The sequence below is a fragment of the Streptomyces sp. TRM68367 genome (assembly GCF_014495685.1).
Taxonomy (GTDB): domain Bacteria; phylum Actinomycetota; class Actinomycetes; order Streptomycetales; family Streptomycetaceae; genus Streptomyces.
The window spans coordinates 24354-49182 of record NZ_JACTVI010000058.1 but is presented as its reverse complement, the minus strand read 5'-3'; the positions used below and the strand labels follow the sequence as shown (position 1 = coordinate 49182).

Sequence of the window (24829 nt, the reverse complement as noted above, 5' to 3'; positions counted from 1 at the left end):
CGGCGTCTCGGGCCACTCCCTGGGCGGCATGATCACCCATGGCCTGCTGACCTCCTGGCCCGACCGCCGGATCATCTCCGCCAACCCGCAGTCCTGCACCGACATGGGCAACCCGTCCAGTTCGGTCTCCGCCAAGGTCCTTTTCGTCCACGGCGACCGGGACTCGACCACGGGGTACAACTCGGCCCGGCAGGCGTACAAGGAGATTGCCTGGCCCAAGGCGTTCCTCACCTTCGTCGGCGGCAGCCACACCAGCTTCTGGAGCGACAAGCGCTTCCCGAACACCGTCGTCGACTGGGCCCGCTGGAGCATGTACGGCGACACCGCCGCGCGGGACCGCCTCCCTGCCGACGCGGCCGGACCCAACACCAGGTGGGAAGCCGTCCTGGGCTGAGGAGCAACCGCTCCACACGCCCGGCGTGACGTTCCCGTACGTGGCCGGGGCGGGTGCGGTGATGTCTGCGGCGGGCCTCGCAATGGTGTCTCCGGGCACCGCCGGTGCGGCGACGACTGGAACCACAAAGTTCTACTGCGCCGACAGTACCGACGACCTGAAGACCTTCTCGCCCCTGCGCGAACTCCCGGGCCTGTCCGGCACTGTCCACCACGGCACAGTCATCGCCGACAACTGACCCCGTCCCCTAGGCATGCACATCCCCCCACACCGGAGGTCACTGTGACCGACTCTCACCCGTGCCCCCGCACGGCGCCGCGTCCACGAAGAATCCGCCGAGCCTCGGGCGGCCGCGCGGCAGGCGTTCTCGCCGCCGCCGTCGCGCTGGCCGCCTCCGCGCTCACCGTGCTGCCCCAGACCGCGCAGGCCGCGACCGCGCGACAGGTGGAGCGCCTCGACCGGGGACTGACCAGTGTCCACACCAGCAGCGGGAACCTGGTGTCGTGGCGCTGGCTGGCCACCGACCCGAACGACGTGGCGTTCAACGTCTACCGCGGCGCCACCAAACTCAACTCCTCGCCGATCACCGGCTCCACGAACTACTTCGACTCCGGCGCCCAGGACTCCGCCGACTACACGGTGCGCCCGGTGGTGAACGGCACCGAGCAGGCCCCTTCCGAGCGCGCGCTGCAGTTCCGGTCGGGTTACCTGGACGTGCCGATCTCGCCGCCGGCCGGAGGCACCGCCCCGGGCAACTCGGCGTACACCTACGAGGCCAACGACGCGAGTGTCGGCGACCTGGACGGCGACGGCAGGCCCGACCTGGTGCTGAAGTGGTATCCCACCAACGCCAAGGACAACGCCCAGTCCGGCTACACCGGCAACACCATCATCGACGGCATCAAGCTCGACGGCACCCGGCTGTGGCGCATCGACCTGGGCCGCAACATCCGCTCCGGGGCGCACTACACGCAGTTCCAGGTGTACGACTACGACGGCGACGGCAAGGCCGAGGTCGCCATGAAGACCGCCGACGGCACCCGGGACGGCACCGGCGCCGAGATCGGCAGCGCGTCCGCCGACCACCGCAACTCCAGCGGCTACGTGCTGTCCGGCCCCGAGTACCTGACGATGTTCAACGGGCAGACAGGCAAGGCGATGCAGAGCGTCGACTACGTCCCGGCCCGCGGCAACGTCTCGTCCTGGGGCGACAACTACGGCAACCGCGTCGACCGCTTCCTGGCCGGAACGGCCTACCTGGACGGCGCACGTCCCTCGCTGATCATGGCGCGCGGCTACTACACCCGTACGGTGATCGCCGCCTGGGACTGGCGAGGCGGCCAGTTCACCCACCGTTGGACCTTCGACACCAACTCCTCCACCAACAGCGGCAAGGGCTACGACGGCCAGGGCAACCACAGCCTGTCCGTCGCGGACGTCGACGCCGACGGCAAGGACGAGATCGTCTACGGCGCCATGACTGTCGACGACAACGGCAGTGGCCTGTGGACCACGAGGCTGGGCCACGGCGACGCGGGCCACGTCGGCGACCTCAACCCCTCCCGGGCGGGCCTGGAGTACTTCAAGGTGTCCGAGGACCGGAGCAAGCCCGGCTCGTGGATGGCCGACGCGCGCACCGGACAGATCCTGTGGCGTACGGCCTCCGGCGCGGACAACGGCCGCGGCGTCGCCGCCGACGTCCACGCCGGCAGCCCGGGCGCCGAGGCCTGGTCCGCCTCCGACACCACCCTGCGCTCGGCCACCGGCGCCTCCCTGGGCCGGGAGCCGTCCAGCATGAACTTCGTCAGCTGGTGGGACGGCGACACCGTGCGCGAACTCCTCGACGGCACCCGCATCGACAAGTACGGCACGTCCGGCGACACCCGCCTGCTGACCGGCTCCGGAGTCCACTCCAACAACGGGACCAAGGCCACCCCGTCGCTCTCCGGGGACATCCTCGGCGACTGGCGTGAAGAGGTTATCTGGCCGACGTCGAACAACAGAGCCCTGCGGATCTACTCCACGCCGCACCAGACGAACACAAGGATCACGACCCTGCTGCACGACACGCAGTATCGCACGGCGCTGGCCTGGCAGAACACCGCGTACAACCAGCCGCCGCACCCGAGCTTCTTCATCGGCAACGGGATGCCGACGGCTCCACGGCCCACCGTCATCATGAACGGCTTCACCAAGGCCTGAGCGACGGGCCGTAGACCTCAACCCGCGCATCGACTCGGTCAAGGATGGAACTGGTGACTGTAATGGGCATGCCATTAATGCGCTCCGGAGGGCATGGGGCCCGGCTGGGAGCAGCGGGCCTGCTGACCCTTGCGACGCTGGCCGGCACCGGTGCGGCGCATGCCGATGCCGCCGCGCGGGCTCTGCCGGCCGGTTGTTCCGGCACCGCGCCGATCAAGTGTCACTACGCGGTCTCACCCGGCAACTACGACGTGACGGTCTCCATCGGCGGCGCGGCTTCCGCTGGGCAGACCGAGATGTGGGTGGAGGCCCGGCGCCTGATGCTCCCGGCGACGAGGACGGCGGCCGGTGCCGTCGCCACGTACTCGTTCACGGTCAACGTGCGGCAGCCGGAGGGGCAGCCGACCGGTCAGGGCGGCACCGGAAACCCCGGTCTGGACATCCGGTTCGCGGGGACCAACCCGCAGGTGTCGGCCGTCTCCGTGAAACCGGCGACCCAGCCGCTGGTCGCCTACCTGGCCGGTGACTCGACCGTGTGCGACCAGCTGATCGCCCCCTACACCGGATGGGGCCAGATGATCACGCCGGCTGTGGGGCCCGGCGCGGCCGTCGCCAACTACGCTGACTCGGGGGAGAGTTCGGGCAGCTTCCTGTCCAACTCGGCGCTCTTCCGGGCGCTGCTGCCGAAGGTCAGGGCGAACGACGCGGTGTTCATCCAGTTCGGCCACAACGACAAGCAGACCAGCGCGTCCGCCTTCCGGAACAACCTCACCTCCATGATCACGCAGGTCCGTGCGAAGGGCGGCGTCCCGGTCCTGGTGACCCCGCCGGTCCGCCGGCACTTCGACGGCAACCGGCTCACGGCAACGGCGCTGCACGTCAACGGCGTCGGAGTCGACCTGCCCGCCCAGATGCGCTCGGTCGGCACGGCACAGAAGGTGCCGGTGATCGATCTGACCGCCAAGAGCAAGGCGCTGGTCGAGTCCCTCGGACCGTCCGCCTCCGCGCAGCTCTTCCTGCGCTCCTCCGTCGACGGCGTCAAGGACAACACCCACTTCTCGCAGTACGGCGCGACCCAGATCGGCGGGCTGGTGCTCCAGAGCATCCGGGAGCAGCGCCTGCCCCTGGCCGCGCACCTGCGCTGACCGACCCGCGGCGGCGCCCGCGCCTGCGGGGAATGGCGTCCTTGCCGTACCTGCTGGTGGTCGCCGTCCGTTCCTGTCCCGGGTGGCGGGCGGCGGTCCCGGCCTTGCACCGGCTGGTCACCAGCCGGTGACGCGCTTTCGGAAGGCCTGGATCGCCGGTGCGGTGTTCGTGGTCGGGGTGCTGTCGACGAGGTGGCAGCCGTGGAGCTGGGCGGCGGTGGCGCAGGCGTGGTTGGGCAGGATGCGCAGGCGGGTGCCGACGGGCAGGCGGGCGCCGTCACGGGCGGTGAGGGTGCCGTGTTCCCGGCTTGCGGCCGTCATGACCAGGCCCGGGACGAGGGTGCCGTCCAGGCGGACCCACGCGGCCTCGAACAGCGGGAGAGTGCCGGCCCGGGCGGTGGTGGCGGTGACGACCACATCGGCCCGGGCGCAGGCTTCCTCGGCGCCCGCGCCACGGGCGGTGTGGCCTCGTGCTGCCAGTGCCGTGGTCATATGCTCGGTGCGTTCGGCGCTACGTCCCACGCCCAGGACCTCGCCGTTGGGCCGGACGCGGCTGACGGCCCCCACCTCGTAGGCGGCTTGGTGGCCGGTGCCGAAGATCGCCGGCGTGGTGGTACCGGTACGGGCCAGCGGACGGCTCTTCCTACTACTGCCAGACGTACCAACGGCAGTGGTACATACGGGAGTCGTCCCAAAACTGTCTGCTCGTTGTATCGCGCCGTGTGCCGCACAGTGGATGCAGTGCCGCACCGAAGGCCCGGTGAGGCGGCTGCCGATCGTGTTCAACCCCGGCCGCCGCACTCCTCCCGGGCCGGGGGCCCGCATCGTCCGCCGCGGCGCGAACCGTGTCCACAGACGTCTGCTCGACCGGCACCGCGGGACACACAGACCATGACGCCACCCGGCGGGACTGCTCACCCGCAGCAGTCGTCCACGCGCTCGCCCAAGGAGAACCCCCCCATTGCCCCGCCGATTCCTCTTCATCCTCGGCAGCCACCGCAGCAACGGGAACACCGAGTTGCTGTCCGGGCGGCCATGGCCGGACGCACCCTGTGGGGCGTCACCCTCCGCGGGTGACCTGCCCTGGCACGCCGAACCGCTGGTCAGCACCATCAACAACGGGGCCGCCTTCATGAAGATGAACGTCGGTGGCGTCCTTCGCGGCAACGGCACCGCCCCGGGGGACATCCTGAAGGGCACGGAGGCGCTGGCGCACGCGAAGACGTTCTTCGCCCAGGACGCGCCGCCCGCCAGCTTCCCGGGCGGTTACACACGGCCCGAGTCCGACACGGAATCCGCCGCATAACCGTCTTGCGGAGTCACCACGCCGCTGCCGGCACGTGCGCTGTCACGCCCGTCCTCCGTCGACCGAGAGAGTGGTCATGTCCACCAAACCACCCGAGTCAACTGTTTCTCCCCCCGCGTCAACTGTTTCTCCCCCCGAGGGATCTGCGTCCGCCCCGTCCCGGCGCACGTTCATCGCGACCACAGCCGTCGGCGGTGCGGTCGTGGCGGGCGGTCTCATAGCGGGGCAGTCCGTGTTCGGCGCCGAGCCTGCGGACGCCGCCCAGGCGCCGCCCAGCAGCCGCGTCACCCTGACCGTCAACGGCGAGCGCCGCACCGTCACGGTCGACAACCGGACCTCCCTGCTGGACCTGCTGCGCGAACACCTGGGGCTGACCGGCTCGAAGAAGGGCTGCAACGCCGGTGCCTGCGGCGCCTGCACCGTCCTGGTCGACGGCCACCGGGTCAACTCCTGCCTGACACTGGCGGTCCGGATGGACGGCGCCGAGGTCACCACCATCGAGGGCCTGTCGAGCGGCGAACGGCTGCACCCGCTGCAGCAGGCGTTCATCGACCAGGACGCCTTCCAGTGCGGCTACTGCACCTCCGGCCAGATCATGTCCGGCGTCGGCTGCATCAACGAGGGTCACACCGGCTCACCGGAGGAGATCCGGGAGTTCATGAGCGGCAACATCTGCCGCTGCGGCTGCTACGTGAAGATCGTGCGGGCGGTCGAGCAGGCCGCGCACGGGAAATGAGGCACGGTCCCCATGCATCCCTTCTCCTACACCAGGGCCGCTGACACCCGGCAAGCCCTCGCCGCGGGCCGCGACGGCGGCCGTTACATCGCCGGCGGCACCACGCTGGTCGACCTGATGCGCGAGACTGTCGAACGTCCCGAGACGCTGGTCGACATCAGCGCCCTGCCGTTGCGCGAGGTCACGGTCACCCGGCGCGGGGGCCTGCGCATCGGCGCGCTGGTACGGATGTCCGAGGCCGCCGCCCACCGGGGGGTGCGCGCCCTGTATCCGGTCATCTCGCAGGCGCTGGAGCTGAGCGCGTCGGCGCAGCTGCGGAACATGGCGACCATCGGCGGCAACATCATGCAGCGCACCCGGTGCACGTACTTCCGCGATGTGACGGCCGCCTGCAACAAGCGTGAACCGGGCTCCGGTTGCGCGGCCCTGCACGGCGTCAACCGAACCCACGCGATCCTCGGCACCTCCGACGACTGCGTGGCCACCCATCCCTCCGACGTCGCCGTGGCCTTCGCCGCCCTGGAGGCGAGCGTGCACCTGATGGGGCCGGACGGCGAGCGCACCGTGCCCTTCGCCGACTTCCTGCTCAAGCCGGGCAGCACACCGAACCGCGAACAGGCCCTGCGTCACGGCGAGTTGATCACCGCTGTCGAGCTTCCGCCCTTTCCGCGCCCGCTGAAGTCGGGCTATCTGAAGGTGCGTGACCGGCAGTCCTACGAGTTCGCGCTCACCTCGGCGGCCGTCGCGCTGCACATCCGCGGCGGGGTGATCCACGAGGCGAAGGTGGCTGCCGGAGGCGTGGGCACCGTGCCCTGGAAGCTCGCTGCCGTCGAGCGGCAGCTGGTCGGGCGGCGGCCGTCCGACGCCCTGTGGAGCAAGGCCGCCGAGCAGGCGGCGGACGGGGCCCGGCCCCTCGCACACAACCGTTTCAAGGTCGAGTTGCTCAAACGGACCGTCGAGCGCCAGTTGCGCGTCGTAGGAGGTGGCAAGTGAGCACGCAGCCGCAGGCAGCCGTCGGAGCGCCGCTGTCCCGGGTGGACGGGCGGCTGAAGGTGACCGGCCAGGCCAAGTACGCCGCCGACCACGACATCGACGGAGTCGTGCACGCCGTCGTCGTCGACAGCAGTGTCGGGCGTGGCCGTATCACCGGCATCGACGCCCGCGCTGCCAATGCCCAGCCCGGAGTCCTGGGCGTCATCAGCCACCTGGACAAGCCCAGGCTGGCCTACCGCGACAACCCGGGCGCCTGGTTGGACCCCTTCGCCGGCGAACGGCTGCACGTCTTCCAGGACGACAAGGTCCGCTTCTTCGGACAGCCCGTCGCCGTGGTCGTCGCCCGCACACTGGAGGCCGCCCAGCACGCCGCGGACCTGGTGAAGGTCTCCTACGACGCCGAGAAGCCGTCGACCGACATGACGGCATCCGGAGTCCGGGAGAACGACCCCCTGCCGCCGCAGGACTACGCGCGCGGCAAGCCCGAAGACGCACTGGCGTCGGCGGAGGTCAAACTGGAGGGCACCTACCGGCTCACCCGTAACCACCACAACGCGCTGGAGCTGCACGCCACCATCGCCCGCTGGGACGGCGGGAAACTCACCGTGTGGGACAAGACCCAGTGGGTGGTGGGCGCGCGGGACGAACTTGCCGCCGTGTTCGGCATGTCAGCGGAGAACGTACGCGTCATCTCGCCGTTCGTCGGCGGCGCGTTCGGCAACGGGCTGCGTACCTGGCCGCACACCACCATCGCGGCCCTCGCCGCCCGCCAGTTCCGCCGCCCGGTCAAACTGGTCCTGACCCGCGAGCAGCTGTACTACGGGGTGGGCTACCGGCCCGCCTACGAGTACGGGTTGCGTCTGGGCAGCACCCGAGGCGGACGCGTGACCGCGGCGGTCCACCGGATACGGGCCGAGACGTCCTCGTACGAGCACTACGTCGAGGGCGTGATGGCCCCGGGGCAGATGCTCTACGCCACGCCCCACGTCCGCCAGGCGTTTCGGACCGTGCCGCTGGACGTGAACACACCGACGTTCATGCGGGGGCCCGGCTGGTCCAGCGCCGCCTTCGCCATCGAGTCGGCCATGGACGAACTCGCCCACGAGACCGGCATCGACCCGATCGAGCTGCGGCTGCGCAACGAACCGCAGGAGGACCCCTCCAACGGGCTGCCCTGGTCCACCCGGCGCCTGAGCGAGTGCCTGCGGACCGGAGCCCGCGAGTTCGGCTGGCACCGGCGCAACCCCAAGCCCCGCTCCCGGCGGGACGGCGACTGGCTGATCGGCATGGGCATGGCCAGCGGTATCTACGACACCCTGCGCATGCGGTCCGAGGCACGGGTCAGGCTGGACGCCGACGGCACGGCCCTGGTCCAGGCGTCGACCAGCGACATGGGCCCCGGCACCTACACCTCCATGACCCAGCTCGCCGCCGACGCCCTCGGCCTGACCATGCGCACGGTCCGCTTCGAACTCGGCGACTCCACCTTCCCGGCGGCCCCGCCGCACGGCGGCTCGCAGACCATGGCCGGCGTCGGCTCCGCCGTCCAGGACGGCTGCGACAAGCTGCGACAGGAGGCGATCAAACTCGCCGTCGAGGACGAGCGGTCACCGCTGCACGGCGTCGACGCCGACGACATCGTGGTCCGCGGCGGCCGGCTGCACGTCAAGGGCAACCCCGCGCGCGGGGAGACCTACCGGCAACTGCTGGCCCGTAACAGCCGTACGCACCTGGAGACGCGCGGGACCTTCACCCCGAGCGGCGACGACCGGTACTCCATGAACGCCTACAGCGCGGTGTTCGCCGAGGTGGCCGTCGACCGGCGGCTGGGCCTGGTGCGGATGCGGCGGATGCTGGGCGTCTACGACGTCGGACGGATCATCAGCCCCAAACTCGCCGACAGCCAGGCACTCGGCGCCATGGTGGGCGGCATCGGCCAAGCCCTCCTGGAGCACACCGTCACGGACCACCGCGATGGCCGGATCCTCAACGCCAACCTTGCCGACTACCTGGTCCCCGTCAACGCCGACATCCCCGATCTCAAGGCGATCTATCTGGACGGGGAGGACCGCCACGCCGACCCCATCGGCGTCAAGGGCCTCGGCGAGATCGTGAAGGTCGGGGTCGCGCCGGCCATCGCGAACGCGGTCTTCAACGCCACCGGCCGTCGCGTCCGCGACCTGCCCATCACCGCCGAAGCCCTGCTCTGAACCCCGGGCGGCAGGGGCCCCTCCCGTCATCCCGGCGGGGTCCCGACGGCCGTCCCACTGATCGGCCCGCCGCCGTGCCTCCCCATCCCCATGCCGGCACGGCGGCGGGCTTCCCAACCTCCCCCAGGAGAGCCACTCATGCTGAACATCGCGGACACGCTGTACCGCTGGTGCCGCGAGGCCCGCCCCTTCGCCCTGGCCACCGTCATCCAGGTCAGCGGCAGCGCACCCCTGCCACCCGGCACCGCACTGGCTGTGGACACCGACGGCGAGGCGGTCGGCAGTATCTCCGGAGGGTGCGTGGAGGGCGCCGTCTACGAGCTGTGCCAACAAGTGCTGGAATCGGACGAACCCCCGGTACGGGCCTCGTTCGGCTACTCCGATGACGACGCCTTCTCCGCGGGCCTGACCTGCGGCGGCGAACTGGAGGTCCTGGTGCAGCGGGTCGACCCCGCCGACCAGCCCCATCTCGCCACCACCCTGGAACAGGTGCCGGCCGGGCTGCCCGTCGCCGTGGCACAGGTGGTGGACGGGCCGCAGCACCTTCTCGGCCGCACCCTGTCCGTCCTCGGGGGCGGCAGCGCTTACGACGGGACACTCGGCAGCCGGCAGGCGGACCGGGCGGCGGCCAACCAGGTCCGCGCGCTGCTGCGAGTGGGCCGGACCGCCCGCGTCGAGGTCGGCGGGGACGCCGACACCTGCCCGGAGAAGCTGACGCTCCTGGTCCACACCCAGGCAGCGCCGCCCCGCATGCTGATCTTCGGCGCCGTCGACTTCGCCGCCGCTCTCAGCCAGGCCGGCCGCTTCCTCGGCTACCGGGTCACCGTCTGCGACGCCCGCCCCGTGTTCGCCACCGCTCAGCGCTTCCCGCACGCCGACGAGGTCGTCGTCGACTGGCCCCACCGCTACCTGGAGGCCACAGCAGTAGACGCCCACACCGCGATCTGCGTCCTCACCCACGACGCCAAGTTCGACATCCCCCTGCTCCACCTGGCCCTCGGCCTCCCGGTCGGCTATATCGGCGCGATGGGCTCCCGGCGCACCCACGAACACCGCCTGGAACGTCTGCGGGAGGCCGGCGTGCCCGAGGAGCACCTCGCGCGCCTGCACTCACCGATCGGACTCGACCTCGGCGCCCACACCCCCGAAGAGACAGCGATCTCCATCACCGCCGAGATCATCGCCCACACCCACAACGGCACCGGGCTGCCCCTGTCCCGCGTCCCCGGTCCCATCCACGGGTCCGTCCCCGTGGCCCGGATGTCGTCACCAGCCGCACTCCTGGCCGCATGACAGCGTGCGCCGAGTGGTCGCGCGCTCGCTGACGGACCACAAGAAATCCGATATGCCCTGACGAGAGGCCCCACGTGCTCATCGACACCCACGGCCGGGTGGCCACCGACCTGAGGGTCTCACTGACCGACCGCTGCAATCTGCGCTGCACGTACTGCATGCCGGAGGAGGGCCTGCGGTGGCTGGCCAAACCCGGCCTGCTCACCGACGACGAGATCGTCCGCCTCGTCGGCATCGCGGTCCGTGTCCTCGGCGTCACAGAGGTCCGCTTCACTGGCGGCGAGCCCCTGCTGCGGCCCGGCCTGGTCGGCATCGTCGAGCGCGTCGCCGCCCTCGACCCGCGCCCTCAGATGTCCCTCACCACCAACGGCATCGGCCTGCGACGCACGGCGACGGCCCTGAAGGCCGCGGGCCTGGACCGGGTCAACGTCTCCCTGGACACCCTGCGCCCGGACGTCTTCAGGACCTTGACCCGCCGGGACCGCCATCAGGAGGTCCTCGACGGCATCGCAGCCGCCCGCGCCGCCGGGCTGAGCCCCGTGAAGGTCAACTCCGTCCTGATGCCCGGGCTCAACGAGGACGAGGCCCCCGAGCTCCTCGCCTGGGCCGTGGAGCACGACTACGAGCTGCGCTTCATCGAGCAGATGCCCCTGGACGCCCAGCACGGCTGGAAGCGGGAGAGCATGGTCACGGCAGGCGACATACTCGCCTCGCTGCGCACCCGCTTCGAGCTGACGCCCGAGGCCCACGGGACGCGCGGCTCCGCCCCGGCCGAACGCTGGCTCGTGAACGGCGGCCCGCACCGCGTCGGCGTGATCGCCTCGGTCACCCGCCCCTTCTGCGCGGCCTGCGACCGCACCCGCCTCACCGCCGACGGCCAGATACGCACCTGCCTGTTCGCCCGCGAGGAGACCGACCTGCGCGCCGCGCTCCGCTCGAGCGCCTCCGATGACGAGATCGCCCGGATCTGGCGCCTGGCCATGTGGGGCAAGAAGACGGGCGCGGGCCTGGACGCCCCGACGTTCGTCCAGCCGGACAGGCCCATGTCGGTGATCGGGGGCTGACCGAGTGACAGGCAGGCCAGGGAGGTACGGAGGCATGGCAGCCGACCGAGCCCACGAGCACCCCGGCGAGCAGGCGCACCCCCAGCCGATCAGGCTGATCGCGATACGACAGACACCGCTCTGCCTGGCCGAGATCTTCCAGGCTGTCGGCGACGAGGCGGCGGGCGGGATCGCGCTGTTCGTCGGCACGGTGCGGAATCATGACTCAGGCGCGGACGTGGACGGACTGGGGTACTCGTGCCACCCGACGGCCGAGGCCGAGATGCGGCGGATCGCGGAGAAGGTCGTGGCGAACTACCCGGTACGTGCCCTCGCCGCGGTGCACCGGGTCGGTGAACTCGAGGTGGGAGATCCGGCGGTCGTGGTCGCTGTGGCATGTCCGCACAGGGGAGAGGCCTTCGAAGCCTGCCGGAAACTGATCGACGACCTCAAGCTCGAGGTGCCCATCTGGAAGCACCAGAAGTTCTCGGACGGAACCGATGAATGGGTCGGCGCATAGCGCAGTCATGTCTCAGCGCAGCGGCTCCATCTCCCAACTGGCCAGCATCCGCAGGGCTTCCTCAGAGCGGGAGCCCGGCTCGGCGTGGTAGGTCATCAGCCGCATGGGGGCGCCCCCGGGCAGCGCCATGGGTACGTGGACGAGGTCGAACTCTCCCACCAGTGGGTGCCGCATCCGCACGGACTCGCCGATGGTCCCGCAGCTCACCTCGTGCCGTGCCCACAACCGCCGGAACTCCTCGCTCTTCTGCGACAACTCCTGGATCAGGGAAGAGAGGTATGAATCGCGGGGGCTTTTACCGGCGTTCAGGCGCAGAACGCCAGCGATTCTCAGCGCCGTACGGTCCGGTTCGGCGAACCGGTCGCGCGTCTCGGGCGAGAGGAAGGCCAGCCGGGCCACGTTGCGCTCCTCGGGCGGCAGCAGGGCCCAGTCCCCGAAGACGGCGGCGGCGAGCCGGTTCCACCCCAGGATGTCCAGGCGCCGGCTGACGACGAAGGCGGGCACGCCGAGCCCGTGGAGCAGGTGCTGGACGCTGGGCCCCAGTTGCCGCGGCGCGGCCGCGGCCTGCGCCGTGCTCTGACGCTCGGGCTGGGCCAGCCGGATCAGATGGTCACGCTCCTCCTCGCTCAGGCGCAGGGCGCGGGCGACGGCGTCCAGCACCTCGGCCGACATGGTGTCGCCGTATCCCTGCTCCAGGCGCGCGTAGTACGCGTACGAAACCCCCGCCAGTTGCGCCAGCTCCTCGCGCCGCAACCCGGGAACCCGACGCCGCCCGTACGAGGGCAGGCCCACGTCCTCGGGCCTGAGCCGGGCCCTGCGAGACCGCAGGAACTCCCTCAGCTCGGTACGCCGGTCGAGTCCGGACGTCACTTGGTCACCGTCCGCCACATGTGAAGACATCTCTGTCCTCCGGTCATCCAAACGTTCCCCGCAGATGCGGAGCAGCGTACAGCATCGACTCTACGGCTCATATTGATACTGCGTCTCAGCACGATGTAGAGTCTCCTCGTAAGACTTCGTTTCGAAGGGGAGTGTTCTCGTGAGCAAGATCTGGTTCATCACCGGCTCGTCACGCGGCTTCGGCCGCCAGTTCGTCCAGGCGGCCCTGGAGCGTGGCGACAAGGTCGCGGCTACCGCCCGCAACACCGACTCCCTCGCGGACCTGGTGGCCGCCCACGGCGAGGCGATCCTTCCGCTGACGTTGGACGTCACCGACAAGGCCGCCGCCACCGAGGCCGTCCAGCAGGCGCACGACCACTTCGGCCGTCTGGACGTCGTCGTCAACAACGCCGGCTACGGCCTGTTCGGCACCGTCGAGGAACTGACGGAGCAGCAGGTCCGCGAGCAGATGGAGACCAACTTCTTCGGCGCCCTGTGGGTCACCCAGGCCGCCCTGCCCCTCCTGCGGGCCCAGGGCGGCGGCCACCTCGTGCAGATCTCCAGCGTCGGCGGTGTCACCGCCTTCCCCAACCTCGGTGTCTACAACGCCTCCAAGTGGGCCCTGGAGGCGATGAGCGAGGCTCTCGCCCAGGAGGTCGCCGAATTCGGGATCAAGGTCACCCTCGTCGAGCCCGGCGGCTTCGCCACCGACTGGGCCGGCTCCTCCGCCACCTTCGCCGGGCAACTGCCCGCCTACGACGACCTGCGCGCGGCCCTCGCCGCCAACTGGAGGAACATCGAGCGCGGTGACCCGACCGCCACCGGCGCGGCCCTGCTGAGCATCGTGGACGCCGACAACCCGCCCCTGCGGGTCTTCTTCGGCACCTCCCCGCTCCACCTCGTCCCGCAGGTCTACGCCGAGCGACTGAAGACCTGGGAGGAATGGGCCGACGTCGCCACCCAGGCCCAGGGCGAGGCCGCATAGCCCCACAGGAGGCCCGCAGTTGTTGCGGCGGGCCGACCCTTCAGGTGGTTCGACCGGGCGATGGCGCGTTGGCGGAGTAGCCCGCCCGCCGCTCAGCGGTGCCTGGGCCTGGCGGTCTCGCTCGGGGAGATTGGCCCCGGCCGGCCCTTTCCACGTCCGTGGGTACGTCCACGGAGTACGTCTGTATCGCGGTGTCACGCCCGCTGTTCGGCGAACCGGGCCCGGCGGACCAGGATCTCCCGCGACTCGGTCCACACACCGACCAAGCGCCCGGTGAACCCGCCGGCCACCTCGGTGGAGAGATAGCGTCCGTCCAGGCGGGCGAGGACATCGGTTCCGGGTCCGTCACCGATGCCCAGTTCGATGTCGTCCGGTCCGTTCCAGGTCGGTTCCGTGGATCGGATGCGGAGGGTGACAGGGGAGTCGGGCAGCGGGCGGGAGCCGAGAACCGTCTGGATCTGTCCGATCCGTGCGACGGCCCTGACTTCGCCGTCGGTGACGCGCAGCCCGTACCAATGAGCACCATCGAGCCGTAGTGCGACGGTGAACGCACCCTGTCCCGGATCGACGAGGAAGTCGGCCTCCCAGTGGTCGCCGCCGACGCGGGTGAACAGGCCCGAGGGCTCACCGGTCTCGCTCGGTGCGTGGCCCACGACCACCCCTTCCGGCACGCTGTGGACGAACCGCTCGGGATGCTCCCCCGGCGAGACCCACCTGAGATGGAGGGCGGGCGCGGAGAAGTCGTCCTCGAAGTCCCGCTGCCAGGGGGGGACGCGTAGGCTCGCCGGCTCGAACTGTGGCCAGTCCTCGGCCCAGGAGACGTCGGCGAGGAACGTCTCACGCCCGTTGACGTGGAAGCGCGGGCTGCGGCCCCGCGGCCGTGTGCCGAGATACACCGCTGCCCACGTCCCGTCGGGGCGCTCGACCAGATCGGCATGACCGATGTTCTGGACGGGATGCGCCGTGCTGCGGTGACTGAAGACCGGATTGTCCGCGGCGGCCTCGAACGGCCCTCGGGGACTGCGTGAGCGGGCGACCGACACCACGTGGCCCCGGTCGGTGCCGCCTTCGGCGATGACCAGGTACCACCAGTCGCCGCGCCGGTACAGGTGCGGCCCCTCGGAATGGGCCAATCCCGTGCCGTGCCAGATCCACCGCGGCTGCTCGAGGACCACGCCCCGCTCCGGATCGACCGCGGCCTGCCTGATGCCGATCTCGGTCTCCGACCACGAGCAGTAGGTGACCAGGCACGTTCCCTCCTCGTCCCAGTCCAGGTCCGGGTCGATGCCGTCGAGTTCGGTCAGGCACACCGGCGCGGACCACGGCCCGGCCGGGTCGGTCGCGTGGTAGATCTGATGCCCGCCACGAGCATCGTCGATGTTCGTGGTGATCAGCCAGAACCGTCCCTGGTGATGGCGCAGCGTCGGGGCGTAGACGCCGCGGCTCGACGGCGACCGGCCCGCGGGGAACTGATCTTCCCTCGTCAGGGCGTTGCCGATCTGACGCCACGAAACCAGGTCCCGGGAATGCCAGATCGGGACGCCGGGGCTGTACTCGAACGACGAATTCGCCAGGAAGAAGTCCTCCCCGACCCGGCATACCGATGGATCGGGGTACATCCCTGACAAGATCGGGGCGGTCGCCGCGTCGGCGCTCCCACCGCTTTCCGGCAGCGTCGAACTCATGCGAACACTTCCTTGGTTCGAACCCGGCAGATCAGCAGCCCTCCAGCCGGCCGCGGCCGCTGACGACGACGTAGCACTCCGAGCAGACGAGGTGCATGTGGGGCGAGCCGCCGTGTTCGTCGTCCGCCGTGGGCCAGGGGTACACCTCGAGCTGGCTCAGTCCTACGGATCCGGGGAAGTCGGGGAGGGCGGTCACGGCGCGAACCTCTGGGCGATCGGCTCGAGTTCACGGCGGTCCACCATGCGGTCGATGAACACGAAGCGGTGGTTCAGGGACAGGGTCTCACCGGGTTCGAGCTTGATCTCGGTGTCGAAGGCGGGGGAGGGGTTGAGGCAGGCGAAGGCGTTGCTGCGGGCGAACCACTTCAGCGGGACGGCGGCCGTGGTGGTGCCGGCGTAGGCGAGGACCGTGGCACCGCCGTCGATCTCGTCGTGCTCGCCGGTGATGGCCGCCCAGGCGCCCTGGGTGCCCATGACGGCGTCGCCTTCATGACCCCCGTCGGCGATGACGTCCGCGCCGGTCCAGGCCCGGGGCCCGCGCCAGAACAGTCCGGTGTAGCCGGCGTTGGGGCGGCCGTGTGTGGTGGGGCTGCCCAGTTCCAGGGGCTCGTGGTGAACGTTGGTCAGGGCGGTGGTGAAGTCCAGCGCCCAGACACCGTCGTCGGTGTCGGCGCTGTGGAAGCGCAGGACGCGGGTCTCGTCGATCCACACCTCGTCGCTGGAGGCGACCCAGTCCAGGACCTCGGCGATCGACACCTCGCTGCCGCTGTCGTCCTGCTGGTCGAAGCCGCGGTGCACCTGCCGGCCGTGGTTCTCGCGCCAGACGTAGCCGTGGCCGGGCGCGCCCTGTTCGAAGGTGGGCCCGCCCCAGAAGTTGTCGCCGGACAGATGCGACCAGGTCATCTGCAGGCCCTTGTGCCAGCGGTGGTCCCAGGGCCGGTAGACGCCCACGGGCCCACCGGAGAGGGTCTTCAACGGGTAGAGATACGGCTTGGGGGATTCTTCGAGAGGACTGTCCGGCCGGTAGACGTACGTGGCGAGGTCCGTGCCCGCGGTCGACACCACGAACTCGGTCCCGGCCTCGTCGTGTTCGATCCGGAAGTGAGTGTCAGACACCGGTCTCCTCCTTGTCGGCGTTGTCCTGGGCGGCGCGGAGCGGGCCGTTCATGGAGTGGTAGAAGGGGTTGTCCTGGGTGATCATGTCCGGGGTGACGGGTCGTCCGGTCATCGCCGACTCGTACAGGGCGGCGATGAAGGCCAGGACGCGGCGGCCGTCGTTGCCGCTGGCCTCGGGGCGTTGTCCGGTGCGCAGGGACCGCAGGAGCACGCGCAGCTGCGCGGCGTGCGAACTGGCCTCGTCGTCGAGCGGTGCCCCGAGCTCGCCAGCCGTGGCCTCGGCCCGGTGGGGCGCGGGGGTCCACTTCCAGTGGGAGTTGTCGTAGCCGTAGAGGTGGGACAGCTCGACCGTGGCCTCGGGGAAGTCGAAGCGCAGGTAGCTGGTCTCGCGGGGGGAGAGCAGGCTGTTGACCATGGACACCATGGCGCCATTGGCGAAGCGGACCATCGCCATGGAGACGTCCTCGGTCTCCACCTTCCGCGCCAACCTGCCCATGGCGGCGCGGACTTCGGTCCATTCCCCCATCAGGGCCAGCATGAGGTCCATCTGGTGGATGCCGTGGCCCATGGTGGGACCGCCGCCCTCGGTCTCCCACTTGCCGCGCCAGGGGACGTCGAAGTAGGCGTCGTCCCGGTACCACAGGGTGTGGCAGACACCGACCAGGGGCGCGCCGAGGCTGCCGGTGCGGATGTGCTCCCGCAGGGCTCGGGCGGCGGACCCGAACCGGTGCTGCAAGACGTAGGAGACGTACGGGCCGCCCTCGCGCTCGTGGGCGCCGATGACGTCGTACTCGGCCACCGAAAGCGTGGGGGGCTTCTCGCACCACACCCACACACCGGCGTCCAGGCAGGCGGTGACGGCCTCGCGGTGCGCGACCGGGGGCGTGCAGACGATGACGAGGTCGGGGCGCTCCTCCCGGAGCATCTGCCGGAGGTCGTCATGGGCGGCGGGGATGTCCCACTGGGCGGCGAAGGCCTTGGCGCGTTCCTGGTCGACATCGACGACCGCGATGACGGTGGCTTCGCCGTTCTGGGCGTGGACGGCGGGCATGTGGCAGCCACCGGCAATGTTTCCGGCGCCGACAATCGCCACCCTCACGGGCTGTCTGTCCTCAGTCATGTGGCTCTCTCGTAGAAGCTCGGGTGCTGCGGTGCGCGCGGTACCGGGTCCTGGCCTGGGCGCGCCCATGTCTCCCTCTCTGACACGTCGATGTGCCACCAGGGGCGCGTTCACGGGGCGCGGTCGAACAGAACGACATCGCGCGGATGGAGCCGGCGCTCGCCGACGTGACGTGGCAGCAGCAAGAACGTAGTGATCGGTCACGTTTGAGGTCAAGAGTTACGCAGTGATCGATCACATTTCGCTGTGAAAGTCTCGCCTCGCCAGGTCATGGGCGGTGGGCCCCGAAGGCCAGGCCGGATGCCCGACGGGGCCGAGCCCTACCGGCGTGCTGGGCCGCTCGAATCTCGCGGAACGATCCGGAACAGGTCGTCGACGTCAGCCACGGGCGCGGACTCGCCGCGCAGGAGGGCGAGCAGCGACAGCATCGCCCGGCGGCCGACCTCTTCCTTGTTGATGTGCACCGTCGAGATGGTCGGCGAGAAGTACTGGGTGAACTCCTCGTCGTCCCAGCCGAACACGCTGACATCCTCCGGGACGCGCCATCCGCGGTCCTGGAAGCCGCGGATCACACCCATGGCGACGTAGTCGTTGGCGGCCAGCACAGCTGTCACGCCGGAATCGCACGGCAGGTCCCGAGCGGTGTCGTATCCGGAGCGCATCGACCAGTCCCCGTCGACGACGCCGTAGGACTCCAGGCCCAGTCGCTCGATCGCCTCCACGTACACCGCACGCCGGTTGCGCGCCGAGGCCCACTCCCGCGAGCCGGCGACGTGGAGGAACCGGCGGTGCCCCTGGTCCGCGAGGTGACGCAGGATCTGCTCGGCGGGCCGCCCGTCGGCCAGTCGTCCCCGGGAGTGCAGATCGTCGTCGTACTCGCCCAGCACGACGACGGGCCGTTGCCCGGCGTCGGCACCGTCGGGCATGTCCGCCAACGGCACCAGCGACAGCACGCCGTCCGCCTGCTGGGCGTCCAGCAGGGACATCACAGTCTGCGCTCGCCGCGACTTCCCGCCCTCAAGGCCGATGACGTCCGTCAGGTACCCGGCGTCGTGCGCGGCGGCCGACGCACCCCTCAACAAGGGGATCGGAACGAAGCTGCTCAGTTCGGGCAGCACGATGGTGATCCGGTTGGACCGCTGGGTGCGCATGGACCGCGCAATGAGGTTGGGCCGGTACTTCAGCTCGGCGACGGCACGCTCGATCCTCGCCCGCGTCGCCGGCCTCATGCCGCCGTCGTTCTTGAGATACCGGGAGACGGTCTGGTGCGACACTCCGGCCCTGCGGGCCACCTCCCAGATGGTCGCCCGCTTCTTCTCCGGTCCGGGTCCCTCCCCGGCGGCCCGCTCGGCCTTCCTCACGCGCAGGGGACGTCCCGCCTGCTCGCACAGGGATTCCAGCAGCTGCGCACCGGACGCCTGTGCGCGCAGGCCGTAGGCACCGGCGAAGGTCCCGACCCGCGCCGCCAGGTCGTCGACATCCACCAGGCCACGGGAAGCGGCTTCGGCGACGACCGCGCCGACACGGGCGGCGTCGGCACGGACGCGCAGCAGGTCGACGACGGTCCGCTGCACCGTGGTGACGGGCAGGCCCTCGACGACGGTGATGTCGCCGGCATCGGTCCGCGCGCAGTGCAGCACCACGCTCTCGTCGCGGGTGGTACGGCGTACCGGAACAGTCAGCTCCACGCGATCGGCGGGCCAGTCGCCCAGTCCGTGCACCGCGCAGGCGGAGGCGTGCGAGACGATGCCCGACTTGGGGCCCTCGGCGCCGCGGTGCCGCAGTGGCGTCCTGGGATCCAGCCGCAGCCACGCGACCTTGATCCTGAGGTGCTCCGGCGGGGCGGAGGCGACCATGCGGTACACCCCGTGGCCGACGCTCTCCAGCAGGCCGGCGCGCTCCAGCCTCAGGAGCTGCACTCCCTGCACGCCGTCCAGCTTGGCCTGGGCGGTGGTGACCAGCCCCCACTGGTCGGCCGCCCTTTCTTCCAGCGCCTTCAGCACGTCAGCCTGACTCATTCAGCAATCATTACACGGGCGTACGTCGAACATTTCGGGTGGGCGGACACCCCCGGTGATCGGAGGGTGTCCGGTCCGCCGACCGGGGCGGTCGGTGAACCGGACACCGGGCTGATGGGATGGCCCGCAACGCGGGCGCCGCCTACTTCGGTTCAAACACCCAGACCGTGCTCGAGTCCTGCGTTCCTGAGTTCCACTTCACTTCACCCGCGGGGTTCCTGTACAGGTATGCCCTCCCCGCCGAGTTGTTCTTCACGCGGAACCCGCCTCCTGCGACCCCTTCCAGGCTCCAGAGCGAGCTGTCCGAAACGGCTCCGGAATTCCAGATGACTCCGTTGTTGCTGGATACGGTTTCCAGGTAGTTGCGCCCCGGCCTTGCGTTCTTGATGGTCCAGGATCCGGACGAGTCCTTGGCGACAATCCAGTCCTGGTCGTCGTAGACGGTCTTGGAGACCAGCGTCACCGCACCGTTCAGATCGGTGTCGAGGTACAGACCCGAGGAGGAGTGCCTCATCTTGTAGGTCGCGCCGCTGACGAGGTACGTGACCCGCACGCATTCGCCGGCCGCCAGATCGATGGCGATGTCCCCTGAAACCGTGCTGTATGTCTTGGCCGCGGCCCTCACCCAGTTGTCGTTTCCGTCGTAGTGTCCGGTCTCGACGGACCTCACGACGCCGACGGTTCCCGGCAGTGTGAACGTGGCCTGGCCCGTGCCGGTGAAAGCGAACTCGGCCGCACCGCGCCTGACACCGAATGCCTGCCCACCACTCGATGTCGTGTACGTGATGTTCACGCCGCCCACGGGTTTGGTGGTGGTGACGCCAGCGGTCGCGTTCCGATTGAAGGTCTGCAGGTTGGTTCCGCCGGCTTCTACCGGGCTCTTGCTGGCGAGATCCCGGCTGATCTTGTTCAGCACGTGGTTGAGGGCGGCGACCTTGTCGGAGACGGCCTTGCGGGTGACGACCTTGGTGGTCGGATTGAAGTTGTACAGGCCGTGGTTGCTGCTGCCCGTGCTGGAGTCCGGGTCCAGGGCGGCGTAGAGGTTGAACGCGGTGTTGCCGGCGATGGCATTGAACTTCTGAACGTCCGCTGCCGGGGTGCCGGCGAAGTTCTCCATGATCATGGGGAAGTTCTTCCCCTGGGCCCAGAAACCGTCCGTCCCGTAGTGGTAGAGCACGTCGTTGCTCTGTGTGTACGGGTCCCTTCCGAAGAAGTCGATGAACGTCTTCCCTTGGTTCCTGAGTGCCTCGTTCTCGGTGATCGGCCGGGCGTCCCCGACGACGTTGACACGGGTGTAGACCGAGTGGTTCGACTGCTTCACCACCTGCCCCAACTGGTTCAGGTAATCGAGCAGCACGTCATTGCGGAACTTCGCCGCGTCGGTGTACCCGCCGCTGTTCCATCTGTCGGTGCTGTAGCTGCTGTAGCTCCGGTCGGAGGATTGGCCCCACTGCATCTGCGCCACGTTCGGTTCGTTCAGTACCTGCACCCCGATGAGGGTGTGACTGGTGTCGGCCAACGCGATGTGGGCCATGAGCCGGCCGAGTACGTACTTCTCCCTGCTGAGCAGGTTGGGATCGGTCTTGTCCAGTAGGTTCGTACCGTTCAGCGCCAACTTCGTGCCGTCGGACTTCAGCACGAGCTGGTAGTCGTTCAGCACGTAAGGGGGAAACCGGGGCGCCAGTGAGAAACCGGTCGAGTCGCAGCCGAACCACAGGAGTTCGAGCTTGAGGCCGTATTCCTTGCACCAGGCGAGGTACCGGTCGATATCGGTCCAGCTGAAGGTGTCCTTGGAGGTCTCCACCTGCGACCACCAGATCGGGATGTTCACCACGGTGAAACCGTCGTCGCGGATCATCTGCAGCACGGGCTTCAGCTGGGCGTCCGTCCAGCCGAAGGTGTACTTGTGCTTCTCGTACCGGAACTGGATCCCGCTGTGGTACAAGGGCTTCCCGTCAACCATGAGTACGAGCTTGTCGTACGTGGACTTCGAGGTGTCGACGTAGGAGACCACGTCGGCCGCCGCGGCCTGCGGGAGGTTTCCGGCGAGATCGAGGGCGACACCCCCCAGGGCTGCTGACCCGGTCGTGGCGAGGAACCTGCGGCGCGACCACAGATTGCTGTTCGACTTCATTGGACTACCTCCGTGATACGGCAATCAACCGCCGATTGATGGAAATGCTGGTGTCGTCTGTCATGCGTTGTCGCCATGTGGACTCCCTGGGGGAGGCCCCTGGCAAGGTTTTCTTCGGGAAGGCAGGCGAGTTGGTCAAGCTCCGCGCCTGAACTGCTGGTTGGTGCCTGAGCCGCAGGTCCACTGGATCAACTTGGCGCCGTCGGCCGTGGACGCGCTCGCGACGTCCAGGCACTTGCCGCTGAGCCGGGAGACGAGGCGGACGTAGCCGTCGCCGGCGGCAGGTCGGTCGAGCGGTACACGGAGACGTACCGGAAGGTGTTGTCCACGCCGCGGTTCTCACCGAACCGGTAGTAGTACGTGCCGACCTTGATCACCCCGCCGCCGTGGGCGTGGACCACGGCACCGGTGGTGTCGGTGAACCGGGTTCCGTTGGTGATGGTGACCGTCGCCGCGTGTGCGGTGCCCGCCAGGAGCGTCTGCGGCAGCAGGGCAACGAGCATGGCGAGGACGAGTAGCCAGGCGCGGCGCATGGAATGTGCCTCCACTTCGGCTGCCGCTTGCAAGACGAAGGCAACACGGCGGGACAGGAGCGATCAGAGATTGACCGAGACGACCGAGCGCAATCGAACAGAAGTTGACTGAAACCAACACTGTCGCACATGAGACTGGCGGGACCGCTGGTGTGTCAATGGTGTTAACGAGGTGAATTCGCCGCGGCTCGCGGCTGCGGCGGCCCAGCTGACGGCCGCTGAGCGGTGGTGATGAGCCCGCAGACGGCCTTCTCGTGAGGTGGATGCGGTGCGGCTATGTGATCGATCACGCGCAGACATCTTGACCCCTGGGGTGATCGATCACTACGTTTCCTGCGCAGTCGTCGGACGGCACGTTTTTCCCGATGGATCTCCCTGCTGATCAGGGGCCCCGGGCGAGCACGGTTCCCGCCGGGCACCGGTCGACACCGCCAGAGATCAAGGGAGATCAATGTGTATACCGCCAAAGGCAGACAGGGGTCCCGGTCCCGAAGATGGGCCCGCCCACTCGTCGCCGGGGCCTTGCTCCTGTCCGCCCTTCTCACTCCACACGCCGCCTCGGCTGCCGAAACCCCAGGTGCAACGCTGATCAACGAGACTTTTGACGCGCAGACAGATCCGCCGAACTTCGGCTTCCCCGTCGGAGCCGGCATCAGCGGCGGCGTTCTGAACGTCACGCAGGGCATGGGCAACTACACGACGTCGGTACGGCCGTTCGCGTCGTCCACCTTGCAGGAGAAGACGCTCGATCTGCGCTTCGACTGGAAGACGGACATCGCCAGCAGCGGGATGAAGACCGGTCTGGAACTGCGTGACGACGGCGGGCGTCTCGTTTTCGCGATCGCGGCGACAGGCACCGAACTCCGCTACGCCGTGACCGGGCCCGTCTCGGACTCCACCGCTGCCCCGGACTCGCTCAACCCCACCTGGATCAAGACGAGTTTCGACCGGAGCAAGTGGTACACGGTCGATCTGCACATGGACTTCACCCTCGGCAAGGTCCAGTACTCGATCATCAGCAAGGAGGCCGCGCCGGTGGTGATGGCATCCGCCACCGGGTCCATCACCGGGACGAAGCTCGCGAAGTTCGTCGCCTGCAACTACTACGGGACCGGCAAGCAGTCGATCGACAACTTCCGGCTGGTCCGGCCCGCGAACTCCGCCTATGGATCCCTCGTCGGCAAATCGGTCTACGCCTTCGGCGACAGCATCGTCTACGGGCACCAGTACTCGCGCAGCTTCTTGAACTTCGTCGCCGAGCGGGAAGGAATGACGCTGACGAAGTACGCACGGAACGGCGCGACCGTGGGTCCGGCGCCCAACGCCAGCGGTGGACAGATCATCACTCAGGTGCGGGCGGCCAGCTCACAGGCGCCCGATTTCGTCGTCTTCGACGGTGGCACGAACGACGCGATCGAGGTCCACGACAATCACACGTACGCGATCGGCACCATCGGCGGCTCCAAGGATCCCACCACGTTCGACACGGGCACCTACGCCGGTGCGCTGGAGAACACCATCTACACGATGAGGCAGAAGTGGCCGGCCGCCCAACTCGTGTACGTGGCCGCCCACAAGATGGGCTCGCGTGACTGGGACACGCAGCTCGCCCTGCGCCAGATCAACCTGCGGGCCGCCCTGAAGTGGGGCGTTGCGGTCGCCGACGTCTTCGGGAACACGACGCTCGACACCCGTGTCGACGCTCAACGAGTGGCGTACACCTTCGACGGCCTCGCGGGCGGCTACCCGGGCAGTGGCGGCAGTGGCACCCATCCGAACATCTCCGGGATCACCGACTTCTACGTGCCGGAGCTGACCGCCCAGCTGTCCCAACTCGTCCCGACGACGATGAAGGCGCGGCACTCGGGCAAGTGCGCCGACGTGGCCGGCTCCTCGACCGCCGACGGGGCCGCGGTCCAGCAGTTGAGCTGCCAGGGCGGCGACAACCAGCAGTGGCGGTTGCGGAGCGCCGGTGGGGGCTACTACCAGATCGTCGCCCAGCACTCCGGGAAGTGCCTGGACGTGGCCTCGGCCTCTACGGCCAATGGGGCTGCGGTCATCCAGTGGACCTGTCACGGCGGCACCAACCAGCAGTGGCAGCCGCACGATGCCGGCAGCGGCTACTTCGAACTCGTCGCCCAGCACTCCGGGAAGTGCCTGGACGTGGCCTCGGCCTCGACCGCGGACGGTGCCCGTCTGCAGCAGTACAGCTGCTTGGACGGCCAGAACCAGCAGTGGAACCTCGAGGGCTGAGGAGCCGGGACCCGCAGCGTCGCGGGCGGGTGAGACCGCTACGGTGCCCGCCGGCCGGCGACCGGCGGCGGAACGCGGTGGCCTCGGTCCCAGGAACCGATGGTGACACGGGAGAATTCAAGGCGCGCGGTCGCCGCCGACCGGCGGAGTCGGTCGCGGCATACCGAGGAGACGACGAGAGTCATGGCACAGACGGCCGTCACGCCCTCGGCAGTAAGGTGCCGACGGCCATTCGGGGCGGAGAGAGGCGGCGGGGAACTACTG

The 24829-nt window shown here is 69.3% G+C and carries 20 protein-coding genes and 3 pseudogenes; 13 read left to right on the top strand and 10 right to left on the bottom strand.

Going from position 1 to position 24829, the window contains the following annotated elements; translation table 11 throughout:
- From H8R17_RS29580 to H8R17_RS29565, 4 genes and pseudogenes are all read left to right on the top strand, one after another.
- A pseudogene (locus H8R17_RS29580) lies at positions 1–394 on the top strand (mucin-2); the annotation flags it as partial.
- Positions 395–419: 25 nt separating this feature from the next.
- Entirely contained in the window at positions 420–632 is a 213-nt protein-coding gene (locus tag H8R17_RS29575; protein WP_187826283.1) for a hypothetical protein, read from the top strand.
- Between the two features lie 92 nt (positions 633–724).
- Positions 725–2596, top strand: coding sequence for a rhamnogalacturonan lyase (locus H8R17_RS29570; RefSeq protein ID WP_399477442.1), 1872 nt, complete (start codon positions 725–727; stop codon positions 2594–2596).
- 62 nt (positions 2597–2658) lie between these two features.
- On the top strand, positions 2659–3741 hold the full coding sequence (locus H8R17_RS29565) for a rhamnogalacturonan acetylesterase (RefSeq protein ID WP_262505603.1): 1083 nt from the start codon (positions 2659–2661) through the stop codon (positions 3739–3741).
- Positions 3742–3858: 117 nt separating this feature from the next.
- Here H8R17_RS29565 and H8R17_RS29560 read toward each other — a convergent pair whose 3' ends face one another.
- The gene (locus tag H8R17_RS29560; RefSeq protein WP_262505599.1) at positions 3859–4566 is read right to left on the bottom strand and encodes a hypothetical protein; all 708 of its coding nucleotides are present in this window, start codon (positions 4564–4566) and stop codon (positions 3859–3861) included.
- A gap of 201 nt (positions 4567–4767) precedes the next feature.
- Between H8R17_RS29560 and H8R17_RS29555 the strand changes: the two are divergent.
- The 7 genes and pseudogenes from H8R17_RS29555 to H8R17_RS29525 form a co-directional block, all read left to right on the top strand.
- Positions 4768–5047, top strand: a pseudogene (locus tag H8R17_RS29555) (flavodoxin); the annotation flags it as partial.
- Positions 5048–5123: 76 nt separating this feature from the next.
- Positions 5124–5783 carry a (2Fe-2S)-binding protein gene (locus H8R17_RS29550; RefSeq protein ID WP_187826281.1) on the top strand — a complete coding sequence of 220 codons (660 nt, stop codon included), beginning with the start codon at positions 5124–5126 and terminating at the stop codon, positions 5781–5783.
- A 12-nt stretch (positions 5784–5795) separates the two neighbouring features.
- Positions 5796–6776 carry a xanthine dehydrogenase family protein subunit M gene (locus tag H8R17_RS29545; protein ID WP_187826280.1) on the top strand — a complete coding sequence of 327 codons (981 nt, stop codon included), beginning with the start codon at positions 5796–5798 and terminating at the stop codon, positions 6774–6776.
- The gene (locus H8R17_RS29540) at positions 6773–8986 is read left to right on the top strand and encodes a xanthine dehydrogenase family protein molybdopterin-binding subunit (RefSeq protein WP_187826279.1); all 2214 of its coding nucleotides are present in this window, start codon (positions 6773–6775) and stop codon (positions 8984–8986) included. Before H8R17_RS29545 ends, H8R17_RS29540 begins: the two co-directional genes overlap by 4 nt.
- Positions 8987–9124: 138 nt before the next feature.
- Entirely contained in the window at positions 9125–10279 is a 1155-nt protein-coding gene (locus H8R17_RS29535) for an XdhC family protein (RefSeq protein WP_187826278.1), read from the top strand.
- Positions 10280–10353: 74 nt separating this feature from the next.
- The gene (moaA, locus tag H8R17_RS29530; protein WP_187826277.1) at positions 10354–11343 is read left to right on the top strand and encodes a GTP 3',8-cyclase MoaA; all 990 of its coding nucleotides are present in this window, start codon (positions 10354–10356) and stop codon (positions 11341–11343) included.
- A 34-nt stretch (positions 11344–11377) separates the two neighbouring features.
- Entirely contained in the window at positions 11378–11842 is a 465-nt protein-coding gene (locus H8R17_RS29525) for a molybdenum cofactor biosynthesis protein MoaE (protein WP_187826276.1), read from the top strand.
- A 12-nt stretch (positions 11843–11854) separates the two neighbouring features.
- On the opposite strand, the gene H8R17_RS29520 is transcribed toward H8R17_RS29525, so the two are convergent.
- Complete coding sequence (locus H8R17_RS29520) at positions 11855–12742, bottom strand: helix-turn-helix domain-containing protein (RefSeq protein ID WP_187826275.1); 888 nt, start codon at positions 12740–12742, stop codon at positions 11855–11857.
- Positions 12743–12881: 139 nt separating this feature from the next.
- Between H8R17_RS29520 and H8R17_RS29515 the strand changes: the two genes are divergently transcribed.
- Positions 12882–13706: an SDR family oxidoreductase gene (locus tag H8R17_RS29515; RefSeq protein WP_316959560.1), complete on the top strand. Its 825-nt coding sequence runs from the start codon at positions 12882–12884 to the stop codon at positions 13704–13706.
- Between the two features lie 194 nt (positions 13707–13900).
- Here H8R17_RS29515 and H8R17_RS29510 read toward each other — a convergent pair whose 3' ends face one another.
- The 8 genes and pseudogenes from H8R17_RS29510 to H8R17_RS45875 form a co-directional block, all read right to left on the bottom strand.
- Positions 13901–15391, bottom strand: coding sequence for a glycoside hydrolase family 43 protein (locus H8R17_RS29510; RefSeq protein ID WP_187826274.1), 1491 nt, complete (start codon positions 15389–15391; stop codon positions 13901–13903).
- 31 nt (positions 15392–15422) lie between these two features.
- Positions 15423–15587 (bottom strand): hypothetical protein, encoded by a 165-nt coding sequence (locus tag H8R17_RS29505; RefSeq protein WP_187826273.1) that lies wholly within the window; start codon positions 15585–15587, stop codon positions 15423–15425.
- Positions 15584–16507, bottom strand: a complete 924-nt coding sequence (locus tag H8R17_RS29500; RefSeq protein ID WP_187826272.1) for a PmoA family protein — start codon at positions 16505–16507, stop codon at positions 15584–15586. The genes H8R17_RS29505 and H8R17_RS29500 overlap by 4 nt, the downstream gene beginning before the upstream one ends.
- Positions 16500–17606, bottom strand: a complete 1107-nt coding sequence (locus H8R17_RS29495; RefSeq protein WP_316959559.1) for a Gfo/Idh/MocA family oxidoreductase — start codon at positions 17604–17606, stop codon at positions 16500–16502. The genes H8R17_RS29500 and H8R17_RS29495 overlap by 8 nt, the downstream gene beginning before the upstream one ends.
- A gap of 341 nt (positions 17607–17947) precedes the next feature.
- The gene (locus H8R17_RS29490) at positions 17948–19645 is read right to left on the bottom strand and encodes a substrate-binding domain-containing protein (RefSeq protein ID WP_187826270.1); all 1698 of its coding nucleotides are present in this window, start codon (positions 19643–19645) and stop codon (positions 17948–17950) included.
- Between the two features lie 142 nt (positions 19646–19787).
- Positions 19788–21779, bottom strand: a complete 1992-nt coding sequence (locus H8R17_RS29485) for a DUF4978 domain-containing protein (protein ID WP_187826269.1) — start codon at positions 21777–21779, stop codon at positions 19788–19790.
- 135 nt (positions 21780–21914) lie between these two features.
- The gene (locus tag H8R17_RS29480) at positions 21915–22010 is read right to left on the bottom strand and encodes an RICIN domain-containing protein (RefSeq protein WP_262505602.1); all 96 of its coding nucleotides are present in this window, start codon (positions 22008–22010) and stop codon (positions 21915–21917) included.
- A gap of 50 nt (positions 22011–22060) precedes the next feature.
- Positions 22061–22312, bottom strand: a pseudogene (locus H8R17_RS45875) (beta-xylosidase); the annotation flags it as partial.
- Positions 22313–22834: 522 nt separating this feature from the next.
- Between H8R17_RS45875 and H8R17_RS29475 the strand changes: the two are divergent.
- Complete coding sequence (locus H8R17_RS29475; RefSeq protein ID WP_223125631.1) at positions 22835–24565, top strand: RICIN domain-containing protein; 1731 nt, start codon at positions 22835–22837, stop codon at positions 24563–24565.
- Positions 24566–24829: the final 264 nt, after the last annotated feature.